17 protein-coding genes are annotated in these 18,881 nt (G+C 57.1%); 6 read left to right on the top strand and 11 right to left on the bottom strand.

All coding sequences use genetic code 11. The features are described 5' to 3' along the window. Positions 1-271: 271 nt before the first annotated feature. Entirely contained in the window at positions 272-1,912 is a 1,641-nt protein-coding gene (gene groL / locus ACYVAC_RS20190; RefSeq protein ID WP_461099609.1) for a chaperonin GroEL, read from the bottom strand. Positions 1,913-1,999: 87 nt separating this feature from the next. Beyond that, a complete protein-coding gene (locus tag ACYVAC_RS20195) occupies positions 2,000-2,296 on the bottom strand; it encodes a co-chaperone GroES (protein WP_461099610.1) in 297 nt (98 codons plus the stop codon). A 236-nt stretch (positions 2,297-2,532) separates the two neighbouring features. Here ACYVAC_RS20195 and ACYVAC_RS20200 point away from each other — a divergent pair, with 236 nt between their 5' ends. Continuing rightward, positions 2,533-3,240 carry a hypothetical protein gene (locus ACYVAC_RS20200; protein WP_461099611.1) on the top strand — a complete coding sequence of 236 codons (708 nt, stop codon included), beginning with the start codon at positions 2,533-2,535 and terminating at the stop codon, positions 3,238-3,240. 80 nt (positions 3,241-3,320) lie between these two features. Here the strand turns inward: ACYVAC_RS20200 and secG are convergent, their stop codons facing one another. The 6 genes from secG to tamL all read right to left on the bottom strand — a co-directional run bounded on the left by secG (position 3,321) and on the right by tamL (position 11,000). Next, positions 3,321-3,719 (bottom strand): preprotein translocase subunit SecG, encoded by a 399-nt coding sequence (secG, locus tag ACYVAC_RS20205; protein ID WP_461099612.1) that lies wholly within the window; start codon positions 3,717-3,719, stop codon positions 3,321-3,323. A gap of 60 nt (positions 3,720-3,779) precedes the next feature. Continuing rightward, the gene (locus tag ACYVAC_RS20210; RefSeq protein WP_461099613.1) at positions 3,780-4,628 is read right to left on the bottom strand and encodes a hypothetical protein; all 849 of its coding nucleotides are present in this window, start codon (positions 4,626-4,628) and stop codon (positions 3,780-3,782) included. A 107-nt stretch (positions 4,629-4,735) separates the two neighbouring features. Beyond that, positions 4,736-5,227, bottom strand: a complete 492-nt coding sequence (gene lptE, locus ACYVAC_RS20215) for an LPS assembly lipoprotein LptE (RefSeq protein ID WP_461099614.1) — start codon at positions 5,225-5,227, stop codon at positions 4,736-4,738. 85 nt (positions 5,228-5,312) lie between these two features. Continuing rightward, positions 5,313-6,677, bottom strand: coding sequence for a sigma-54 interaction domain-containing protein (locus ACYVAC_RS20220; protein ID WP_461099615.1), 1,365 nt, complete (start codon positions 6,675-6,677; stop codon positions 5,313-5,315). A 119-nt stretch (positions 6,678-6,796) separates the two neighbouring features. Further along, positions 6,797-8,266, bottom strand: coding sequence for a tRNA (N6-isopentenyl adenosine(37)-C2)-methylthiotransferase MiaB (miaB, locus tag ACYVAC_RS20225; RefSeq protein ID WP_461099616.1), 1,470 nt, complete (start codon positions 8,264-8,266; stop codon positions 6,797-6,799). A gap of 142 nt (positions 8,267-8,408) precedes the next feature. Next, the gene (gene tamL / locus ACYVAC_RS20230) at positions 8,409-11,000 is read right to left on the bottom strand and encodes a translocation and assembly module lipoprotein TamL (protein ID WP_461099617.1); all 2,592 of its coding nucleotides are present in this window, start codon (positions 10,998-11,000) and stop codon (positions 8,409-8,411) included. Positions 11,001-11,007: 7 nt separating this feature from the next. Here tamL and ACYVAC_RS20235 point away from each other — a divergent pair, with 7 nt between their 5' ends. The 3 genes from ACYVAC_RS20235 to ACYVAC_RS20245 all read left to right on the top strand — a co-directional run bounded on the left by ACYVAC_RS20235 (position 11,008) and on the right by ACYVAC_RS20245 (position 13,039). Continuing rightward, positions 11,008-11,757, top strand: a complete 750-nt coding sequence (locus tag ACYVAC_RS20235; protein ID WP_461099618.1) for a TrmH family RNA methyltransferase — start codon at positions 11,008-11,010, stop codon at positions 11,755-11,757. A gap of 384 nt (positions 11,758-12,141) precedes the next feature. After that, positions 12,142-12,531: a hypothetical protein gene (locus tag ACYVAC_RS20240; RefSeq protein ID WP_461099619.1), complete on the top strand. Its 390-nt coding sequence runs from the start codon at positions 12,142-12,144 to the stop codon at positions 12,529-12,531. A gap of 64 nt (positions 12,532-12,595) precedes the next feature. Next, positions 12,596-13,039 carry a hypothetical protein gene (locus ACYVAC_RS20245; protein WP_461099620.1) on the top strand — a complete coding sequence of 148 codons (444 nt, stop codon included), beginning with the start codon at positions 12,596-12,598 and terminating at the stop codon, positions 13,037-13,039. On the opposite strand, the gene ACYVAC_RS20250 is transcribed toward ACYVAC_RS20245, so the two are convergent. The 3 genes from ACYVAC_RS20250 to ACYVAC_RS20260 form a co-directional block, all read right to left on the bottom strand. Next, positions 13,033-14,619, bottom strand: coding sequence for a sensor histidine kinase (locus ACYVAC_RS20250; RefSeq protein WP_461099621.1), 1,587 nt, complete (start codon positions 14,617-14,619; stop codon positions 13,033-13,035). The genes ACYVAC_RS20245 and ACYVAC_RS20250 overlap by 7 nt on opposite strands. An 88-nt stretch (positions 14,620-14,707) precedes the next feature. Further along, positions 14,708-15,496, bottom strand: coding sequence for a queuosine precursor transporter (locus ACYVAC_RS20255; RefSeq protein ID WP_461099622.1), 789 nt, complete (start codon positions 15,494-15,496; stop codon positions 14,708-14,710). A 47-nt stretch (positions 15,497-15,543) separates the two neighbouring features. Next, the gene (locus tag ACYVAC_RS20260; RefSeq protein WP_461099623.1) at positions 15,544-16,965 is read right to left on the bottom strand and encodes a hypothetical protein; all 1,422 of its coding nucleotides are present in this window, start codon (positions 16,963-16,965) and stop codon (positions 15,544-15,546) included. 214 nt (positions 16,966-17,179) lie between these two features. On the opposite strand from ACYVAC_RS20260, the gene rbfA reads away from it, so the two are divergent. Together rbfA and ACYVAC_RS20270 are read left to right on the top strand one after the other, a co-directional pair. Further along, complete coding sequence (rbfA, locus tag ACYVAC_RS20265; RefSeq protein WP_461099624.1) at positions 17,180-17,557, top strand: 30S ribosome-binding factor RbfA; 378 nt, start codon at positions 17,180-17,182, stop codon at positions 17,555-17,557. Positions 17,558-17,651: 94 nt separating this feature from the next. Beyond that, positions 17,652-18,869, top strand: a complete 1,218-nt coding sequence (locus tag ACYVAC_RS20270) for an ABC transporter permease (RefSeq protein ID WP_461099625.1) — start codon at positions 17,652-17,654, stop codon at positions 18,867-18,869. Positions 18,870-18,881: the final 12 nt, after the last annotated feature.

Consider the following 18,881-nt stretch of genomic DNA (forward strand, 5'->3'; position numbering starts at 1 on the left):
GTAAAAATTTTTTTCATCGAGGAGAACCAATTATTACTACTTTTGTTCTATCATTGTGTCGAAAAGAAAAGTTTTTCATAACGTTGAGTAAATCAGAAAGCCAGGGGAGTGTCTCGCTTGGCTTTTTTGTTTGCCCATAGGTCAGGTTTTCAGAAACCAACCCGACACGCTTCATTCGCCAGCAACTGATCGTTTCGTTCAGCAGGTTATATAAAAAGCCCCCGGTCTTGCGACCGGGGGCTTTTTATTTGGCTTGAGCGCCGGGGGCTGATTACATCATGCCGCCCATGCCGCCACCGCCGTGCATACCGGCACCGCCAGCAGCAGGAGCCTCATCGGGCTCGTCGGCAATGACACACTCAGTCGTCAGCAGCAGACCAGCAATCGACGAAGCGTTTTCCAGCGCCAGGCGCGTTACTTTCTTCGGATCGATTACACCCGCTGCGAACAGGTCTTCGAAGGTGTCATTTTTGGCATTGTAGCCATAACCACCCGTGCCTTCTTTCACCTTGTTCACGATAACCGAACCTTCGCCACCGGCGTTGGCTACGATCGTGCGCAGGGGCGCTTCGAGGGCAACCCGGATGATGTTGACACCCGTTTTCTCGTCTTCGTTAATGGTGCTGACACCGTCGAGGGCCGAGATCGCGCGGATCAGGGCAATACCACCACCGGTTACGATACCTTCTTCAACGGCTGCGCGGGTTGCGTGCAGGGCGTCGTCGACACGGTCTTTCTTTTCTTTCATTTCTACTTCGGTAGCAGCACCGATGTAGAGGATAGCTACGCCACCCGACAGTTTGGCCAGACGTTCCTGCAGTTTTTCACGGTCGTAATCCGACGTCGTATTTTCGATCTGCGCTTTGATCTGGTTTACACGGCCAGCGATGTCGTCTTTCGCACCAACACCGTTTACGATGGTCGTGTTGTCTTTGTCGATCGTTACTTTGTCGCACTGGCCCAGGTATTCGATCGAGGCATTTTCCAGTTTGAAGCCACGCTCTTCCGAAATCACCTGACCACCGGTCAGAATGGCGATATCTTCGAGCATTGCTTTCCGGCGGTCACCGAAACCAGGCGCTTTCACGGCGGCCACTTTCAGGGCACCCCGGATTTTGTTGACAACCAGCGTAGCCAGGGCTTCGCCATCGACGTCTTCTGCGATGATCAGCAGCGGACGGCCCGTCTGAGCCACCTGCTCCAGCACCGGCAGGAGTTCTTTCATCGACGATACTTTCTTTTCCGAGATCAGGATAAACGGACGCTCGAGTTCGGCTTCCATTTTCTCCGTGTTGGTCACGAAGTAGGGCGACAGGTAGCCGCGGTCGAACTGCATACCTTCTACCGTTTTAACTTCGGTTTCGGTACCACGTGCTTCTTCAACCGTGATTACACCTTCTTTACCCACTTTCTTCATAGCCTCGGCGATCATCGTACCGATTTCGTCGTCGTGGTTAGCCGAGATAGTGGCTACCTGCTGAATTTTACCGAAATCGTCGCCAACGGTTTGCGCCTGCTCCGACAGATTGGCAACAACCGCCAGAACGGCTTTGTCGATACCGCGTTTCAGATCCATTGGGTTGGCACCAGCGGCTACGTTTTTGGCACCGATCGAGTAGATCGCCTGGGCCAGCACGGTTGCCGTGGTCGTACCGTCACCGGCCGAATCAGCCGTTTTCGACGCTACTTCTTTCACCAGCTGAGCACCCATGTTTTCCATGGCGTCTTTCAGCTCGATTTCTTTGGCAACCGTAACACCATCCTTGGTGATGGCGGGCGAACCAAATTTCTTGTCGAGGATAACGTTACGGCCTTTAGGACCGAGGGTTACTTTAACTGCATCGGCCAGGGTATCAACGCCTTTCTTGATGCGTTCCCGGGCTTCGGTATCGAAAAATATTTTCTTAGCCATGATTGTACTGTTAGAGAGTTTGTGGTTAGTAGTCCGTTGTTCCGTTTTTGCCAACGACATACAACGAACGACGCACTACGAACAGAATTAAAGGATTGCAAAAATGTCGGATTCCCGCATGATGAGGTACTCTTTGCCTTCGATGGTCAGTTCGGTACCAGCGTATTTGCCGTACAGAACCGTGTCACCAACCTGAACGGTCAGGGGCTCATCTTTTTTGCCCGCGCCAACGGCTACAACCGTACCACGTTGTGGCTTTTCTTTAGCCGTGTCGGGGATGATAATACCGAACGACGTTTTTTCTTCGGCCGGAGCAGCTTCTACCAGCACCCGGTCGGCCAGTGGTTTCACGTTTACCTTCACGCTATCCATTTCTGTAACCATGATAATGAGTTGATTAAGGTTGTTAACTGATTTAGTCAGTCAGAACGACGTTCTCGATTCGCCAATTACTGTGCCAGAACCAAAGCCTGTCAGATTTTCCGATTTTTTCTGCCAGTCTGCCTTTTTTAGATTTCGGCGAATAATATTTGGCATTGATCGTGTATTATGCGACCAAGAGGTGGCGTTAATGCGTTATCTCAGTAGGTTCGTTTCTATTCTCTTACCCTGGTACCACAATGAGCGCTTTACAACCGGATTGGTTTACGCAAAATTGGCTGGATTCTGAATACCAGCAGTATGTCGTGATGGCATACCTGCAGTCGGTTCAGCAGCAATTCGCGACAGATCGTCTGTATCCGATTCTGCCCGAACTCCGTTGTCACTACGAGTCGGCGCGGCAATTTGCCGAAGGCAAGGGGAGTCTGACAGCCGCCTTTCCGCGCCGGATGCGGGGCATTACGGGCCCGCCCCCGCGTATCGACTATGTGCTCGAGGTGCCGGAAGATACGTACCTGGCCGAGATCGACAGCATGCTCGCCTTTGCGCTGCCCCGCTTCCGGCAGGCAATGGCCGATGGCGAACAGCGCCTGGCCGATATTACCGGCTCGCTGACCCTCGAACCGATTGGGCTGATGCCCCTGCAGCCGCAGGAAGGCTACCTGCTGCTGTGCCTGCCGGGGCAGTCGGCCGCGCAGGTCTATCATTTTCAGCTTACCCTCTACGCCGATCAGGTGCCGGGCGGGCGCGTTGTCCGGTTCGCGTATGTCGAGTCGGTAGAGCAGGGGCTGGGCAATACCGCCGAGCGCATTAAGCTCGACCTGATCCGGCGGTACCGGCACCTGCCCAATCCGGCCACGTTTCGACTGGCTAGCGAGCGCAGTTACCCCATTTCCGAGACGCTGCTGCCCATTGCCCGACAGCTGCTGGCCAAAGCCGTAGCCTGAATCCGGCTGGTCCTTACGCAAAAAAGCCATCCCATGTACGGGATGGCTTTTTTGATGCGCCTTGCGAAGAGGCCGGTGGCTTATTTCTGGGGCGTCAGGGCCGAGGTCGACGCGCCTGGCGTAGCGGCACCCGGTACAGCCTGGCTGGGGGCAGCGCCCGCGGCCGCCGGCGATGGAGCCGGCGCTGCGCTCGGCAGCGTCTGGGTCTGCGCCCGGTCGACGTTGACACTATTGATGCCCGCCGTCTGGGTTTTATCGATCATGATGTAGGTGGCCAGCGACAGCACCATTACACCGACACCCAGACCCCAGGTGATCTGTTCGAGCAGGTCGGTCGTTTTCTTCACGCCCATGAGCTGATTGGAGCCCAGCCCGCCAAATTCGCCGGCCAAGCCGCCCCCTTTGGAGTTTTGAATCAGAACAATCAGAATAAGCAGTACTGTAAGAATGCAAATGATGACAATAGTTGCCGTTACCATGTAAATAAGTTGCTACGTGTTGTTAAGTAATGCGATGCAGGGGTTGAGCCGGCAGCTGGTTTAAGACGCTTGCGTGTCTGATTGACCCGACTGCAATTCGGCAATTTTTACCGCAAAGTACGCTTTTTTCTCCGGATTCTTATCCATTAGCTGTACGTAGATTTCGCGGGCTTTGTCGGTCTTTCCCTGTTTCAGCAAAATCCGGGCAAAACTTTCGGTAACCAGCAACCCCTGCGCGGGGCGCACGCGTTTGGTAAGGTCTTCCTGCTCGGGCATCTCACCGGGCTTGGTCCGGACGGGTGGTATGCGGGGTTCGGCCCGAATAAAGTTTTCGATCAGTTCGAGCTGCCGCTGGCGTTCCTGCTCGGCGGCCGACAGTTCGGGCGCGGCTGGTGGCTCGGGCGTCACCTCGGCAATCTGGGTCAGTTCCTGCTGCAGCGTCGACTCGGCCAGGGTCGGGTCTTCGGGGGTTGGGGTCGCTGGCAGGGGCTCGGCTGGCTCCCGCCCGGGCAGCCGCAGTACGGGCACCGGAAACTTGGGCAGATGGCCACTTAGTCCCGCTTTTTCCTTGAATAAGGCGTAACTCTCCTGCTGGTAATCGTCGGGAATGGGGACGTGTTTGGCCGAAAGTTCGTTAAGCCGCGACAGCAGGTTCGGCGACCACTGGAATTCGTTATCGATCAGTTTGCGGAGTGCATTGCGGCTCAGGGCGTGGGTAGCGGCTTGCCGAACGGCCGGCAGCGTCTGCGCTTTCTGGTGCAGCGAGGCTGCTTTGGCCGTCAGCGTATAGAGGGTCTGGCAATAGGGGTATTCAGACAGGCTTTCCTGCAGCTGATTGAAGTCAGTTGGGGTAAGATCGTCGGGGTGGGTAACCCAGTACGAGAACGTTTCTTTGTCGATGGTAAGCACAGTTTATGGGAGCGTGTCGCGCGTAGAAGGGCCGAAGGTAGCCAACCGGGGGGATTCCTGCACGGGAAATACCCGAAAAAAATACCCTGGCTGATTCAGTCGATTGGTTACCAGTCGGCCGCCGTTTTGTTGAAAATGTCGAGTACGATCTGATCGAGGATTTTCGGCACCAGCCGACTCTCGTTCTGGCTCAGGGTCTGTCCCTGCGGGAAGTCCTGGTAGAACGAGAAGGGCTGCTCGAAATTCTTCGTTTCGTCTTTGTTGTTGTAAAAGCGCACCAGCACCGTGATCTGGAGTCGGTTGACACCCGCCTGGTCCTGGGCTGTCGGGGCCACCGCAATCAGTTCGTAGCCGGTAATATTGCCTTCCAGCACCATGTCGCCGTTGTTGGGCACTACTTTCAGGTTGGTGTAGCGCTGGTAGTATTCCTTCAGCTTTTCATTGAAGGTCAGCGGCAGGTTGGCTGGTCCCCCCGCCGTAGCCAGCACAAAGTTGTTGACCGTAACGGTCTTGATGTCGGGTGAGAGCGTAGTGCCGGTAAAGGAATAGATGCCACAGCTGCTGGTCAGCCAGGCGCACAGCAGCAGCGCAAGAAACACGGCGTAGGGCCGACGACGTACGGCAGTACGGTCTCGCGCCGGGAGCAGCCCTGCAAACGGTAAACCGAATACTGCATACCGAACGTTAGTCTTCATCGATTTCATACTGTTTGATTTTGCGGTACAGGGTTCGTTCGGAAATGCCCAGCGCCTGGGCCGCGTATTTGCGTTTGTTGTTGGTTCGGCGCAGCGCCCGCAGAATCATTTCTTTCTCCTGCCGCTCCAGCGACAGCGAATCGTCTTCTTCGGTTTCGTGGGTTACGTCTTCTACCGTTACGTCGTTGATATCGCCGTCGGTGTCGTTGTAGATCTGCACGGGTGGGTGGCTGCCGTAGGTCTCCGAGGGCGGGGGCGTGGCCTGTCGGGGTGGCTGGCTGGCTACCGGCAAAAACCGGGGTGTGGCGGGCTCACCGGCCGGGTAACCGGGCTCCGTATCGGTCGGAATCGAGTCGAACAGATCTTTGTGGTTGTTCAGAATCTGCCGGCCATCGACCTGTTCATTGCCCAGCACGTCGCGGACCAGCTTTTTTAGTTCGTTCACGTCCCGGCGCATGTCGAACAGGACCTTGTAGAGCAGTTCGCGCTCCGAGAAGCTGTCGGTTCCGGCGGCTCCACCACCGGGCGGAAACAGGGCCAGTGCCCGGCTGGGCTGCTGTTGCTGGGGCAGGTAGCGGGCCAGCGTTTCGGTATCGAGGGGTCGGTTTTGCTCCGATTCGAGGATGGAAACCTGCTCGGCAATGTTTTTCAACTGCCGGATATTACCCGGAAACGGAAACTGAAGCAACAGCTCGGTGGCGCCGGGTGTCAGCTGCAGGGGTTTGATGCGGTAGCGCTCGGCAAAGTCGGTCGTGAACTTCCGGAACAGCAGTTCGATGTCGGTGCCGCGCTCGCGCAGGGGCGGCACAAAAATGGGCACCGTGTTGAGCCGGTAGTAAAGGTCTTCGCGAAACTTGCCTTTCTCGACTGCATCCATCAGGTTGACATTCGTGGCGGCCACTACCCGAACGTCGGTCTTCTGGGTCTTCGACGAGCCGACGCGTATAAATTCGCCGTTTTCGAGCACACGAAGCAGGCGGGCCTGGGTGCCGAGGGGCATTTCGCCGATCTCGTCGAGAAAGATGGTGCCGCCATTGGTGGTTTCGAAATAGCCCTTCCGCGAGTCGACAGCACCCGTAAACGAGCCTTTTTCGTGGCCGAACAGCTCGGAGTCGATGGTGCCTTCGGGAATGGCTCCGCAGTTAATGGCAATAAACTGGCCGTGCTTGCGGGCGCTGAGGCTGTGAATGATCTTCGAAAACGATTCCTTACCGCTCCCGCTCTCGCCCGTTATCAACACCGTCAGATCGGTAGCGGCCACCTGCATCGCCACGTTGATGGCGTAGTTGAGCGCCGGGGCATTGCCAATGATGCCAAATCGTTGTTTAACGCTGAGTATTTCCTGGTTGTCCATTCGTATCTGGGTAGTCGGTACCCGGTTTCCCGTTTACCGGTTTCGGCCTGGCGACGCAGCCCGTATCGGGGGCGCGCTCCGGCGGGAAACCGTAAACGGGAAACGGTACACTGTATAGACTAAACCACCTCGCCCCGCAGGGTGGCCGAGGTGCACTCGGTAATACGCACATCGACGTACTGGCCTTTCTGCAGCTCGCCTTTGGCGAAGACCACCATTTTATTCTGGTCGTTGCGGCCGCACAGTTCGGCGTCGGAGCGTTTCGATGGGCCTTCGATGAGCACGCGCTGCACCTGGCCGATGTGCCGCTGGTTGCGCTCGGCCGAGTGGGCCAGCTGCCGGGCAATGATTTCGTTGAGCCGGCGCTTTTTCACGTCTTCAGGTACGTCATCGGCATACTTCTTGGCGGCCAGGGTACCGGGCCGCTCCGAATAGGCAAACATGTAGGCGTAGTCGTAGCGGACGTAATCCATCAGCGACAGCGACTCCTGGTGTTCTTCTTCGGTTTCGGAGCAGAAGCCCGAAATCATGTCGGTCGAGATACCGCAGTCGTCGCCCAGAATCCGGCGGATACTGTCGATCTTAGCCATGTACCAGGGCCGGTCGTAGGTCCGGTTCATCAGCTTGAGCACCCGGCTGTTCCCACTCTGGGCGGGCAGGTGGATGTAGTTGCAGATGTTGTCGTACTGCGCCATGGTGTGCAGTACGTCATCGGTAATGTCTTTGGGGTGCGACGTCGAAAACCGAACCCGTAGGTCGGGATGAATCCGGGCCACCATGGCCAGCAGCTGAGCGAAGTTGACGGTGGCCGTGCCGGGCGCTACGGGCGCCAGCGCGTCGGCGTCGAGGGGCTGCACGGTGCCTTCGCTGCCGAGCCACTTGTAGGAATCGACGTTCTGACCCAGCAGCGTAACCTCGCGGTAGCCCCGGTCGAAGAGGTCTTGGGCTTCGCGCACGATCGAGAACGGGTCGCGGCTCCGCTCGCGGCCCCGCGTAAAGGGCACCACGCAGAACGAGCACATATTGTCGCAGCCGCGCATGATCGACACGAAAGCCGTGACACCGTTCGAATTGAGCCGAATGGGCGCAATGTCGGCGTACGTTTCCTCGCGCGACAGAAAGACGTTGACGGCTTTCTGGCCCGATTCGGCTTCCTCGACCAGTTTCGGAATATCGCGGTAGGCATCTGGGCCCGCCACCAGATCCACCACTTTCTCTTCTTCGAGCAGCTTGGTTTTCAGCCGTTCGGCCATGCAGCCCAGCATACCCACCAGCAGCTCGGGCTTTTGCCGTTTGAGGCCGACCAGGTGCTTGAGCCGGTTACGCACTTTCTGCTCGGCATTGTCGCGGATGGCACAGGTATTCAGAAAGATCAGGTCGGCGTCTTCGGCCGTGGAGGTGGTGGCAAAACCGGCATTGCGCATCACAGCCGCCACAATCTCACTGTCGGCGAAATTCATCTGGCAGCCGTAACTCTCGATATAGAGCCGCTTTTTGCCCACCGCCGGTTCATCATTGAGGGTACGGGGCAGATCAATGGCTTCCTTGTCAGCCGGTTGAAGTATCGTCAATTCGGGAATCATCGTCATAAGGCACAGTCCCCGGGCTAAGTGAAGCACCCGAGGGCCTGCAAATTTACGAAGATCTGCCGGAATGCTGTCATTTTGTCAGTAAACCCCCGCGTTAAAAAATGCTAAGAAGGGGTTCGGCATGGCCTCGCTCCGGCGAGTATCAGAAGGGGTAACCGATCCCGAAATTGATAATGAGGGGGTTGGGGCCTGAGGTAAGTCGGCGCAGCGAGAACTGAGGCAGCAAAAACCGCTGATCCTCGATGGTTCCCTCGGCCGTGCGGAAATACTGCCGGGCGGGGTCCCATACCTTGATGCCGCCGTCGAACCGTATCACGAAAAACGAAAAGTCGAACCGCAGCCCCACGCCGGTGCCAACCGCAATCTGGGGTACAAACGTATCGAGCGCAAAGGCGGCACCCGGTCGCGGGGCATTTTTCGACAGGGTCCAGACATTTCCTGCGTCGATAAAGAGTGCGCCGTTGATGTCGGCGCCGAGGTGAAACAGCCGCCCCCGCAGTTCGGCCGAGCCTTCCAGCAGCAGGTCGCCGGGTTGCTCGAAGAGGTAGCGGTACTGGCCGTTGTCGCCCAGGTCGGGCTGCGCTGCTCCCGGTCCCAGCCGGCGGGGCAGCCACGCCCGCACGCTGTTGCTGCCGCCCGCAAAAAACAGTTTTTCGTAGGGAACCGGGCCACCGTCGGGGCCATAGCCGTAGGCCAGCCCCGTATTGACGCGAAACGCCAGTGTGGTGCGGGGCCGCAGCGGGATGTAGTGGCGGTAGTCGACGTTGAACCGCACGAATTTGTAGAACTGCAGGCTGCGGGCCGTGGTGTCGATCAGGCGGTTGGGCAGGAAATTAAGCGTCGTTCCGCCCGATTCGATCACCGTGCGCAGAAAGTTGGTCGACCGGCGGCCGGAGCTGCCGGGCTGGTTGGGCAGGTTGGTATTGTAGGTATAGGCAAAGCTGATGCTGGAACTGAGCGAGCGCCGGAAGCTGAGCTTGATGGTGCTGCCCAGCCGGGCCAGCGAGTCGAGCTGGCGCTGAAACAGCGGCCCGAACCGGGTGTCAAAATTGGCGTTGATGAGGTTGATATCGGCAATCAGAAAGCTGAACTGCTTGGTGGGAGACGTTTGCCAGTTGTAGGCCATGGTACCCCGGAGCAGCGACCGCCGGAAGTCGGGCCGGTAGGTATTGTTGTAGCTGAGGCTGATCTGGGTGCGGGGGTTATACGGTATGAACAGACGCCGGATGGGCCCCGGAAAAAGAATTTGCGGAAACGTAAGCGAGCTGCTGATACCCAGCTCCTGCGAGTTGTACACACTTGTCTCGCGGGATGAATTGATGTTGGTCAGAAAGCCGGTCTGCGCTTCGATCCCGAACCGCCCCGACAGTTCGAACGTTTCGAGGCCGCCGAAAAGATTGCGCGCCCGAAAGATCAGGCTGCCAAAGCCGCCCGGATACCCCTGGGCCTGGTAGAGCACCGTCAGGCCGCCTTCGGCGGTGGCTTCATACTTGTCGAGTGGCGTCGCCGTGATAAGTGTGCGGAGCTGCCGGTTGGTGGTATCGGTGAAGTTGAGGTTGACAAACTTGAACTGATTGAGCAGGAACAGCTGGCGCTGGGTGTCGCGGTAGCGGGTCTGGCTGTAGAGCTGGCCGGGCCGCAGCTGTATCTTGCTGTCGAGGAGCCGGGTAGATAGGTTACGCCCGCCCAGAAAATACGTGATGCCGTTGCGGCTAACCGTGTCGGGTCGGGTGGCGAGGGCCGCCGGCTGGGTTTCGTCGGGGCTGATCCGCACGTCGACGGCACCGATCTGGTAGAGGGGGTGGCTCGGCTGACCCGGTGGATTCAGTACCCGCAGCCCGATATCGACCGGCCGGTGCAGCGAATCGGTCAACGAGCCGCTGTCCGTAGCCCGCCGAACCGTGTCGACATCGCCAAACCGTACGTACTGGCGCGAGAAAGCGTAATACCCCTCGTCACGCAGTAGCGACTCGATACGGATTTTTTCGTTGGCAACGTTGTCCAGATCGAAACGGTCGCCTACCCGCAGCAGGCCCTGTGGCAGCGACCGCCGGACAAGCGAATCGACGCGGGGATCATCGATCGTGTAGGCAACTGAGCGCAGGTAATAGCCGGCATGTTCGGTCACGCGGTAGCGCACCCGAATCTGGCGTCCCCGCAGGGTATCGAGCCGGTAGCCTGTTTCGGCGTTGAAGAACCCCTTGTCGAAGAGGTACTTCTGCATTTTCGTGGTGTTGGTCTGGGCGTCGCGTTCGCTGAAGTAGGAGGGGGGCTCGCCCAGGTTGCGCATCAGCCAGTTGCCTTCTTCGGCTTTCTGGCGCAGGCGTTTCAGCTGCCGGCCGTAGCGTCGGTTCAGTTTGCGCAGTTGGGCGGGCTGATCGGCCAGCTGCTGGCTTTGCTGATCGAATTCATTAGTTTTGGCCTGCAACGCCTGAGCCGCAGCGTCGCGGTTATAGTGGCGCAGGCCCTGTTCGTAGAACCACAGCCGGGGCGAGATGGGCAGGCCCAGTACCCGGTTATTGGGTTTTTGCGGAATCAGGCTTTCGAGCTGATCACTGTCGATAATCCGGTTGCCCCGAATGGTCTGGGCCGTCAGCAGGTAGCCGTTACGCGAGCTGCGGGTTGTCAGGCAGCCCGAGAGGGTGGCGGTTAGCAGCATCACCCCCAGCAGCGGCCACCCCAGTCGGAGGCTGGAATGCCCGGTCGTTGGCCGGGGCCGTTGCTGATTCACCATAGTCGCTATGCTTTCCAAAAATCAAAGTAAATACATTCAGTCGCTGCACCAGAAAAAATTCCGGCAGCTACACGGGGCTTTTCTGGTCGAGGGGGCCAAGAGTGTGCAGGAGGTTTTAAGCGCCGATTTCACCATCGAGCTGCTCGTGTCTACCGAAGCCTTCTACAAAGAAAACAGTCGCCTGACAGACCACCAACAAACGCCCGTCGAAATCGTGTCGGCTGCCGACCTGGAACGACTCGGTACGCTCGAGAGCAACAATGCCGCCCTGGCTGTGGTCAGAACGAAAGAAAACCGCCCCTTAGTAGCCGAGCCCGGCGAAATTGTGCTGGTGCTCGACGATATCCGTGACCCCGGTAACCTGGGCACCATTCTGCGCATTGCCGACTGGTACGGCGTACGCAAGATTCTCTGCTCCGAAACCACGGCCGATATCTACAACCCCAAGGTTATCTCGGCCAGTAAAGGCTCCTTCACGCGGGTGTCGTGGTGGTACGGCGATCTGACCGCGGTGCTGGCCGGTGCTGGTCAGTTCCCGGTCTACGGTGCCTTTCTGGATGGGATCAACGTGCATGAGCTGACTTTCGACCAGGGGGGCTATCTCATTATGGGCAACGAATCGAACGGCATACGGCCCGCTACGGGCGCCTTCGTGACCAACCGGGTCACGATTCCCCGCTTCGGCGAAACCGAGTCGCTCAACGTCGGTATCGCTACCGCTATCCTGCTCGACAACTGGCGTCGGGTAACTGGCTAGGTCGACGCGACTGCTGACGATACTGGGTGACCTCCGGCCGATCGTTAGTCCAATTAGCAGGAAAGTACACCAGCGCCCGGACAACGCGCCTTACCGGATTAGGTGGACCCGTCATACTCAGTTGTCTCGAATATGGAAAAATACCTAGTGGTGGGGTGGGGCTGCCTGCGGGCAGAGAAAAAAAATCCGATTGACTAAATTTTTTTCTGACTGTTATAATAGCCTGGAAATCGTCGTTTAAGGGCTTTTTAAGGATTCAGGCTATCTCAGATGCCAGCTACAGCCAAAAAGATCGATCAGTTTGGTTGTGAATTTGAAGAATAGACTGTTACTTATGCACTATAGCCAGAAAGGAAAAGTACCCACCAATTAATTCCTTATATGATGAAAAGTACAACTCGCACCGAAAAAGAAGCGCTGGATCAGGAACTACAGTCACGTTTTGCCGTCATGGGCTGGGTGGCCGCAGCCGAGCAATACTGCAGCAGCTATTTTCGGCTGATGGCCTGCATCGAAGCGGCTGGGCTCAGCATAGATGCTCCTTATAAAATAGGTACATTTGTTGGGCAATGTCCGGTCGATGAGCTTATCAGTCTGTCGATGTGTATGCAGGAAGGGCTGGAAAACCTGGTTCAGGAGATGGATGATCCTGGTCAGGCATCACCGGCCGGGAAACCCAATTTTCAGAAACTAATCGACCACACCAGGATTCTGAAGTCGCTTGTCGAACAGGCTGACATTCGTCTGAAACTAGCTGCTCTGCCAGCCTGCTAACGAACCGGCGCGGCCAGCCGGTTAGCCAAAGCAGCATATCCTGTGCCGTTTTGAGGAATTTACTATGCGCTTTCCGCCGTTATTTGATGAAGCACTTGAGCGCTATTTACTGATGGTTGCCGGTCAGATAATTGGAAGCGCCAGTGAAGCCGATCAGGCCAAGCTGATTAAACTTATCAGTAATTTAAGCACCACGTTCGGCGACAGTCCGGCTACGGCTGTTTTGCCCCAGCCGGCCGGCCCCGCCGGGCTACCGGCCACATCGGCGCGGCCCAGTCGGTACCGTCGTAAACGCATGGTGGCTTTCTATCAGCTGCAACTCGATGCGTTGCTGGTGCAGATCAAATCGCTGACCATGCTGATCGCCCGGGTAGAGAGCAACAACGGCGAGCCGGATTTTATGACACCCGCCGATCTATACTGGCTGAAAGGCTGGTGCGATAAACGCAAAGCAAAACTCCGGGTTAAACTCTATACCGAACTCTGCCGCGAAGACCTGCCCTATTGAATCGACCGATCGGCATCGCCGGCCTGCTCGCCATTGGCTGGTAAGTAGATGTGGAAAGTTGTGCCGCTGTTAAGCTGACTCGTTACCACAATGGCGCCCCCGTGGTTCTGCACTACTTTGCGGCATATGGCGAGCCCAATGCCTGTGCCGGCAAACGCCTGTTTGCCATGCAGCCGCTGAAACACCTCAAAAATCCGGTCGGCATACTTCATCTCGAACCCGATGCCGTTGTCGCTGAACGTAAACTGGTGGTAGCGGTTAGCCGGCCAGGCTGGCTGCACCTCGGCGGGCAGCGCATCGGCCGCTACGGTGGTGGCTTCGAGCCGAATGTCAGGTGCTATTCCCTCGCGCTTAAACTTCAGCGCATTGCTCAGTAAATTCTGAAACAGCTGCGACAGCTGCGATCGGTCGCCTGTCAGGGTCGGCAACACTCCCACCTTAAGCGTAGCCCCCGTTTCCTGTATCCGCATCTCCAGATCAGTGACCACATCGGCTACCAGCGCCGATAAATCGACCGGTGTGCGGGCAGGCTGGGTGGTGATCCGCGAAAACGAAAGCAGATCCTTGATGAGCGTCGACATGCGGCCGGCGGCCTGTTGCATTCGGTTCAGATAATCGACCCCATCACCGAGCACCGGTGCATACTGCATCTTCAGCAGGTCGCCAAACTGCTGCACCTTGCGCAGGGGTTCCTGCAGATCGTGGCTGGCTACGTAGGCAAACTGCTGCAGGTTTTCATTCGACCGCAGCAAATCCTGATTGGCCGCCTGCAGGGCCAGGGTCAGCTGCTGCTGCGCCAGTTCGATTTTTTTCTGGGTCGTTATGTCGCTGATGATGACCAAAAAGCCATCAAACAGTTTTTCGCCCGACAGGCTCAGCCATTTGCCGAGTCCGGGATAATAACGCTCCCGCTTGAACGATTGGCCAGTCTGTACAGTATCGACGTAAAAGGTAAACAGCTCCGAATCTTCATCACTATGGAACCGATGGCGGAACGTACGGGCCCGAATGCGGGTGGCGGTTTCGTTGAAAATACGCTCGTACGCTGCGTTGAAAAACACCGCGTTGAAATCGCGGATGCGGCCACCGGCGTCCCGAACCGCTTCGTAGGCAATAACCCCATTGGGTGACGTCTGGAGGAGCTGGTCGAAAAAAGTGGCCTGGCGGGCCGATTCGAGCTGCGTTTGTTTGAGCGAACTGATGTCGGTGAAACTGACAACCAGCGAATCGGCGTAAGCCGACACGTACAGATCGAACCAGCCCGACACACCATCGGCAAAGTAAGGAATTTCGCTCGCCCGGGCCGGCACGCCCGATTCGAGTACCTGCCGGTAGAGGGCCAGTAATCCGCTCGACTCGGCTTCCGAAAAAAAACTGAGGTAGCTGCGGCCCGCCAGTGCTTCGGGGGTGCTGCCGATCATTTTGGCACCGATCGGATTGATAAAGCTAAACCGAAAATCGACGAAGGCCTGCTGGGCATCGCGCTCCGCACTGAAGATGACGATACCGGTCTGACTATCGTGAATGATTTGAGCGAACAGCTGGTTCGGGTTCAGCGTTGACCAGTCGGGTGAGTTCATGAAGTTTGTGTGACTAAACAGGCAGACTGCCGGCAGACGTAAGGGAAAGAGCGGGGTTGACGCGGCTGAGCCGGGGGGCGTACTGGGCCTACATAAAACTGCTCATGGCCGATTCGTTGGCCAGTTCTTCCGCGTGCTCCTTACCGAGGTAGCGATCAATGAAATAATGGGCAACGTACAGCAGGGGCGTCAGCAGAACGGCAGTGGTTGCTTTGTAGAGGTAGTTGATAATCCCGACAGCCAGCACCTGCGCCAGCGACCAGTTGCCAAATACGTAGAAAGCAATCCCAAGCACCACGAAGGAATCGACCAGTTGGGAAACAAGCGTAGAGCCCGTGGCACGCAGCCAGATCTGGCGGCTGCCCGTCAGTTGTCGCAGTGAGTGAAACACGTAGACGTCCAGAATCTGTCCAATCAGAAACGCCGTCAGCGAGCCGATGATGATGCCCAGCCCCTGCCGGAAAATCATCTGGAAAGCATTGTTTATGTTGATGGCATTGCCGGCTGCGTCTTTGGCGTTTACGTCGAGCCAGAACTGGGCAGGCGGCAGCGTAGTGACGGCGTAGATGATCAGAAAACTGTAGGCCACGAAGCCCGCGGTCAGAAACGAAATTCGGCGGACACCAGCCTTTCCGAAGTATTCGTTGATGATGTCGGAGGTAATGAACACGAAGGGCCAGATCACGGCCCCGGCAGTGAGGTTGAAATCGAGTATAAAATTGCCGGGCAGGTGTATCTGGGCCGGCTGGGTGCCCAGCAGAGCCTCGACCGAAAAAATCTTGACGCCGATGATTTCGGCAATCAGGGCATTGGTGAGAAATACCGCACTCAGAAAAATGTAGAGGTTAGTCCGTTTGTTGGTAAACGAGGGCGACATGGGGGTGGCTGATTAAAGGTATGTACTCCGGCGAACCGGGGGCAACGCTAGTTGGGTATGACTTTCCGTTTGTAGATACCCTGATACGTCGTTTTTTCGTAGCGCGCCGACAGGGCCGGTACGCGTTGGAACAACTTCTCGACGACCTGCTCGTGGTCGATGATATAGGTAGGCGGATCGTTACGAAAATTATCGAATACGTTGATTACAGCCTCGTAATTATCCAGATTTTTAAGGTCGAACTGAGCCAGATCCCAGTTGAGATAAGGTGTGGCCGGGCGGTTGTTACGGTAGGCACTCAGGTCTTCGCCGATTACCAGGATCGGTTCATTGCGGATGGCTGGGGGGAGATGGGTTGCCGGCACGCGCAAATTGCTGAGCTGCCCCAGCTGCGCGCCGGGAATCAGCCCCAGGGCGCCCTGGTAGAACAGCAGCAGAATCAGCCCGGAGGCTAGTCCGAACGCCGTTTCGGCTACCCAGGTCTTGCGCAGATTTTCGAAGTAGAAGACGGCGAAATAGGCAATGGGCGGCACGAAGTTCAGGAACGACATGGGCGCCAGGTACGGCATCAGAATAATCGTCAGCAGGGCCGTAACAAACCACAGCATCATGATCTGCTGAATGCGCTGCTGCACGTTGACGTACCGGTTGCGGGTATTGAACAGACTCAGAAAGCCCAGCAGCGCCAGCCCCACCGGAATCAGCAGCGTGATGATGAGCGACTGGAAGTTGGACAGTGCGTACTGCCGTACCCGAAAGACCGACGACAGCAGGTTCCGGTTCACATCGTCGAGTCCGTCGCGCAGGTAATAGAACAGCACCATGACCGCAAAGGGAAACAGAAATCCGAATACGGTGAGCGAATGCTGCCGGAAGGTGGCACCGGTGTAGAGCAGCAGTGAAACCGATGCCCACACGATAAACAGGGCCGATGGCAGGTAGAACAGGGCCGCAATGCCCAGATAAAACCCGATTTCGAATACTTCATCGGTAGCCCCGCGCCGTTCCATCTGCCGGATCAGCGTACCGAAGGCCAGCAGCAGAAAGGACGTCGACATCAGCATGGGCGACAGCGTGAGGCAGTCGAACGACAGGTGCAGAAACAGCATGTAGATCAGCCCCGGCCAGAACGTGCGGTCGGAATACACGTCGCGCACGTTGGCTAGGTAGTTGACATACACGATCTGGAAAATCGAAACCACGGCGGCCGCTGCGTGCAGGGCCGTAACCGACCGGCCAAACACCGTATTGAGGCCCCAGTAGACCATGGCCGACAGCGGGCTTATACTGTCCCAGATATCGCGGTAGAGCAGGTGCCCCCGGCCCATCTGCTCGCCGATAAGCAGCCAGTTCAGTTCGGGAACGAGCAGAGGAAGTGGCCGCAGCAGCAGGGGCAGCCGAATCAGCACCAGCAACCCCAGCAGGGCCACGTAGAGATAGGGAAAATAAGAGCGGAAAAAGCGAAGCAAAGCGGTATGTAGTAGCCGAAGCGATGAGTTGAGCCAGTCGGGGCAGCCGGCGCAGGGCGCGGTGCCGCATCAGCGAAATTACGGTCATTTTCGGCAGAACGGAAAAAGGTACGGATATTTGCCCGGCGGGGAGGCTCGTTGGGCCTGCACAGCACCCGGCCCGGCTGAACCATTCGGTCGGCTGGCCGTTTCATCTGTACCCGCAGACGACACTATGGAATCGAAACGACAGCAGAAAGTAGCCCGGCAGTTGCAGCGGGATCTAAGCGAAATTTTTCAGCGGGAAGTGCCCCACCTCTTCAACGGCGCCTTTATCACTGTCACCAGTGTGCGGGTGTCGCCCGACCTGAGCGTTGCCCGGGTGTACCTGAGTTTTCTGGCTACCAAAAACAAGGCGTTGCTGCTCGACAGCATTCAGGAGAAAGGTAAAACCATCCGGCAGTTGCTGGGCGAACGCGTTCGGCATCAGCTCCGCATCGTGCCCGACCTAAGCTTCTACATCGATGATACGGTGGAGTATGCCGATAAAATGGATAAACTATTCGCCGGCCTCGACATTCCGCCCGCACCGGAAGAAGATGATGAAGATTAATGGGCGAATTGAGAATGAGCGAGTAAGTGAATAATTGGCTGATCGTATCTGGTAATTCACTCATTTGCTCATTCACGCATGCACAATTGGATACATGAAACTCGCCCCCTGGATAGCCCGCCGTTACTTCTTTTCCCGTAAAAAACGCAGCTTCATCAGCTGGCTGTCGATCCTGTCGATGCTGGGGGTGGGCGTGGGTACCATGGCACTGGTGGTCGTCCTGTCGGTCTTTAACGGCATGGAAGAACTGAACCGACAGATTTTCAAGACGTTCGAGGCCGACATGACCATTACACCCAAAACGGGTAAACGCTTCCTGGCACCGGCACAGCTGCTGGCTGCCGTACAGCGGGTGCCGGGGGTGAAGGCGACAACACGGGTCGCGCAGGATAACGCACTGGCCCGCTACGCCGATGGACAGACGGTGGTGCGGCTCAAGGGGGTCGATGATTCCTATCTGCAGCGTACCGCGCTCGACTCAGCACTGCTGGAGGGCAAACTGCTGCTGAACCGCGATGGTGTCAACTACGCGGTTGTGGCCGATGGTGTGCGCAATGACCTCAGTATTTCGCCGGCCGATATCCTAACGCCCCTCGATATCCTGTATCCGCAGACTGGCAAAACACTGAACGCCCTGAACCCCGACGCCTTCAACCAGCAGCGACTGACGGTGGCGGGCATTTTCTTTATCGAATCGCGTTACGACAACTTCGTGCTGGCTCCGCTCACGGTAGCGCGCGATCTGTTTGCGTTTAAGCCCGATGAGGTGTCGTCGCTCGAACTGCAGCTGGTGCCGGGTGCCAATGAACTGGCGGTGAAAGAAACGTTGCAGAAACAACTGGGTAGTCGGCTGGTGGTGCAAACCCGCGACGATCTGAACGTAAGCCTGTACCGGGCCATTCGGGTCGAGAAACTGTTCGTTACGCTGACCCTCGCGCTTATTATTCTGGTTGCCAGCATCAATATATTCTTTTCGCTCTCCATGCTGGTTATCGAGAAGAAGGGCGATATCAGTATCCTGTATGCGCTCGGAGCCACGCCCGATCTCATCCGCCGGATTTTTCTGACCGAAGGTGCCATCATTGCGCTTACCGGGGCCACCACGGGGCTGCTGCTGGGCATTGTGCTATGTCTGGCACAGCAGTCGTACGGGTTTATCAGCATGGGTATGACGAGTGCGATTGTCGATGCCTATCCGGTTCGGCTCGACCTCGCTGACATTGTCCTCACGGGGGCGCTGGTGCTGCTGATTACGGTGCTGACCTCCTGGTTTCCGGCGCAGCGGGCTGCCACCCAGGGAACGGTACGCTGACGGATCGGGGCT

The sequence above is a fragment of the Spirosoma luteolum genome (assembly GCF_054778875.1).

What these genes read in the sequence shown, in the direction of transcription:
- groL (WP_461099609.1), bottom strand. Translation starts at nt 1,912, where the DNA reads ATGGCTAAGAAAATATTTTTCGATACCGAAGCCCGGGAACGCATCAAG.
- ACYVAC_RS20195 (WP_461099610.1), bottom strand. Translation starts at nt 2,296, where the DNA reads ATGGTTACAGAAATGGATAGCGTGAAGGTAAACGTGAAACCACTGGCC.
- ACYVAC_RS20200 (WP_461099611.1), top strand. Translation starts at nt 2,533, where the DNA reads ATGAGCGCTTTACAACCGGATTGGTTTACGCAAAATTGGCTGGATTCT.
- secG (WP_461099612.1), bottom strand. Translation starts at nt 3,719, where the DNA reads ATGGTAACGGCAACTATTGTCATCATTTGCATTCTTACAGTACTGCTT.
- ACYVAC_RS20220 (WP_461099615.1), bottom strand. Translation starts at nt 6,677, where the DNA reads ATGGACAACCAGGAAATACTCAGCGTTAAACAACGATTTGGCATCATT.
- miaB (WP_461099616.1), bottom strand. Translation starts at nt 8,266, where the DNA reads ATGACGATGATTCCCGAATTGACGATACTTCAACCGGCTGACAAGGAA.
- tamL (WP_461099617.1), bottom strand. Translation starts at nt 11,000, where the DNA reads ATGGTGAATCAGCAACGGCCCCGGCCAACGACCGGGCATTCCAGCCTC.
- ACYVAC_RS20235 (WP_461099618.1), top strand. Translation starts at nt 11,008, where the DNA reads ATGCTTTCCAAAAATCAAAGTAAATACATTCAGTCGCTGCACCAGAAA.
- ACYVAC_RS20240 (WP_461099619.1), top strand. Translation starts at nt 12,142, where the DNA reads ATGAAAAGTACAACTCGCACCGAAAAAGAAGCGCTGGATCAGGAACTA.
- ACYVAC_RS20245 (WP_461099620.1), top strand. Translation starts at nt 12,596, where the DNA reads ATGCGCTTTCCGCCGTTATTTGATGAAGCACTTGAGCGCTATTTACTG.
- ACYVAC_RS20250 (WP_461099621.1), bottom strand. Translation starts at nt 14,619, where the DNA reads ATGAACTCACCCGACTGGTCAACGCTGAACCCGAACCAGCTGTTCGCT.
- ACYVAC_RS20255 (WP_461099622.1), bottom strand. Translation starts at nt 15,496, where the DNA reads ATGTCGCCCTCGTTTACCAACAAACGGACTAACCTCTACATTTTTCTG.
- rbfA (WP_461099624.1), top strand. Translation starts at nt 17,180, where the DNA reads ATGGAATCGAAACGACAGCAGAAAGTAGCCCGGCAGTTGCAGCGGGAT.
- ACYVAC_RS20270 (WP_461099625.1), top strand. Translation starts at nt 17,652, where the DNA reads ATGAAACTCGCCCCCTGGATAGCCCGCCGTTACTTCTTTTCCCGTAAA.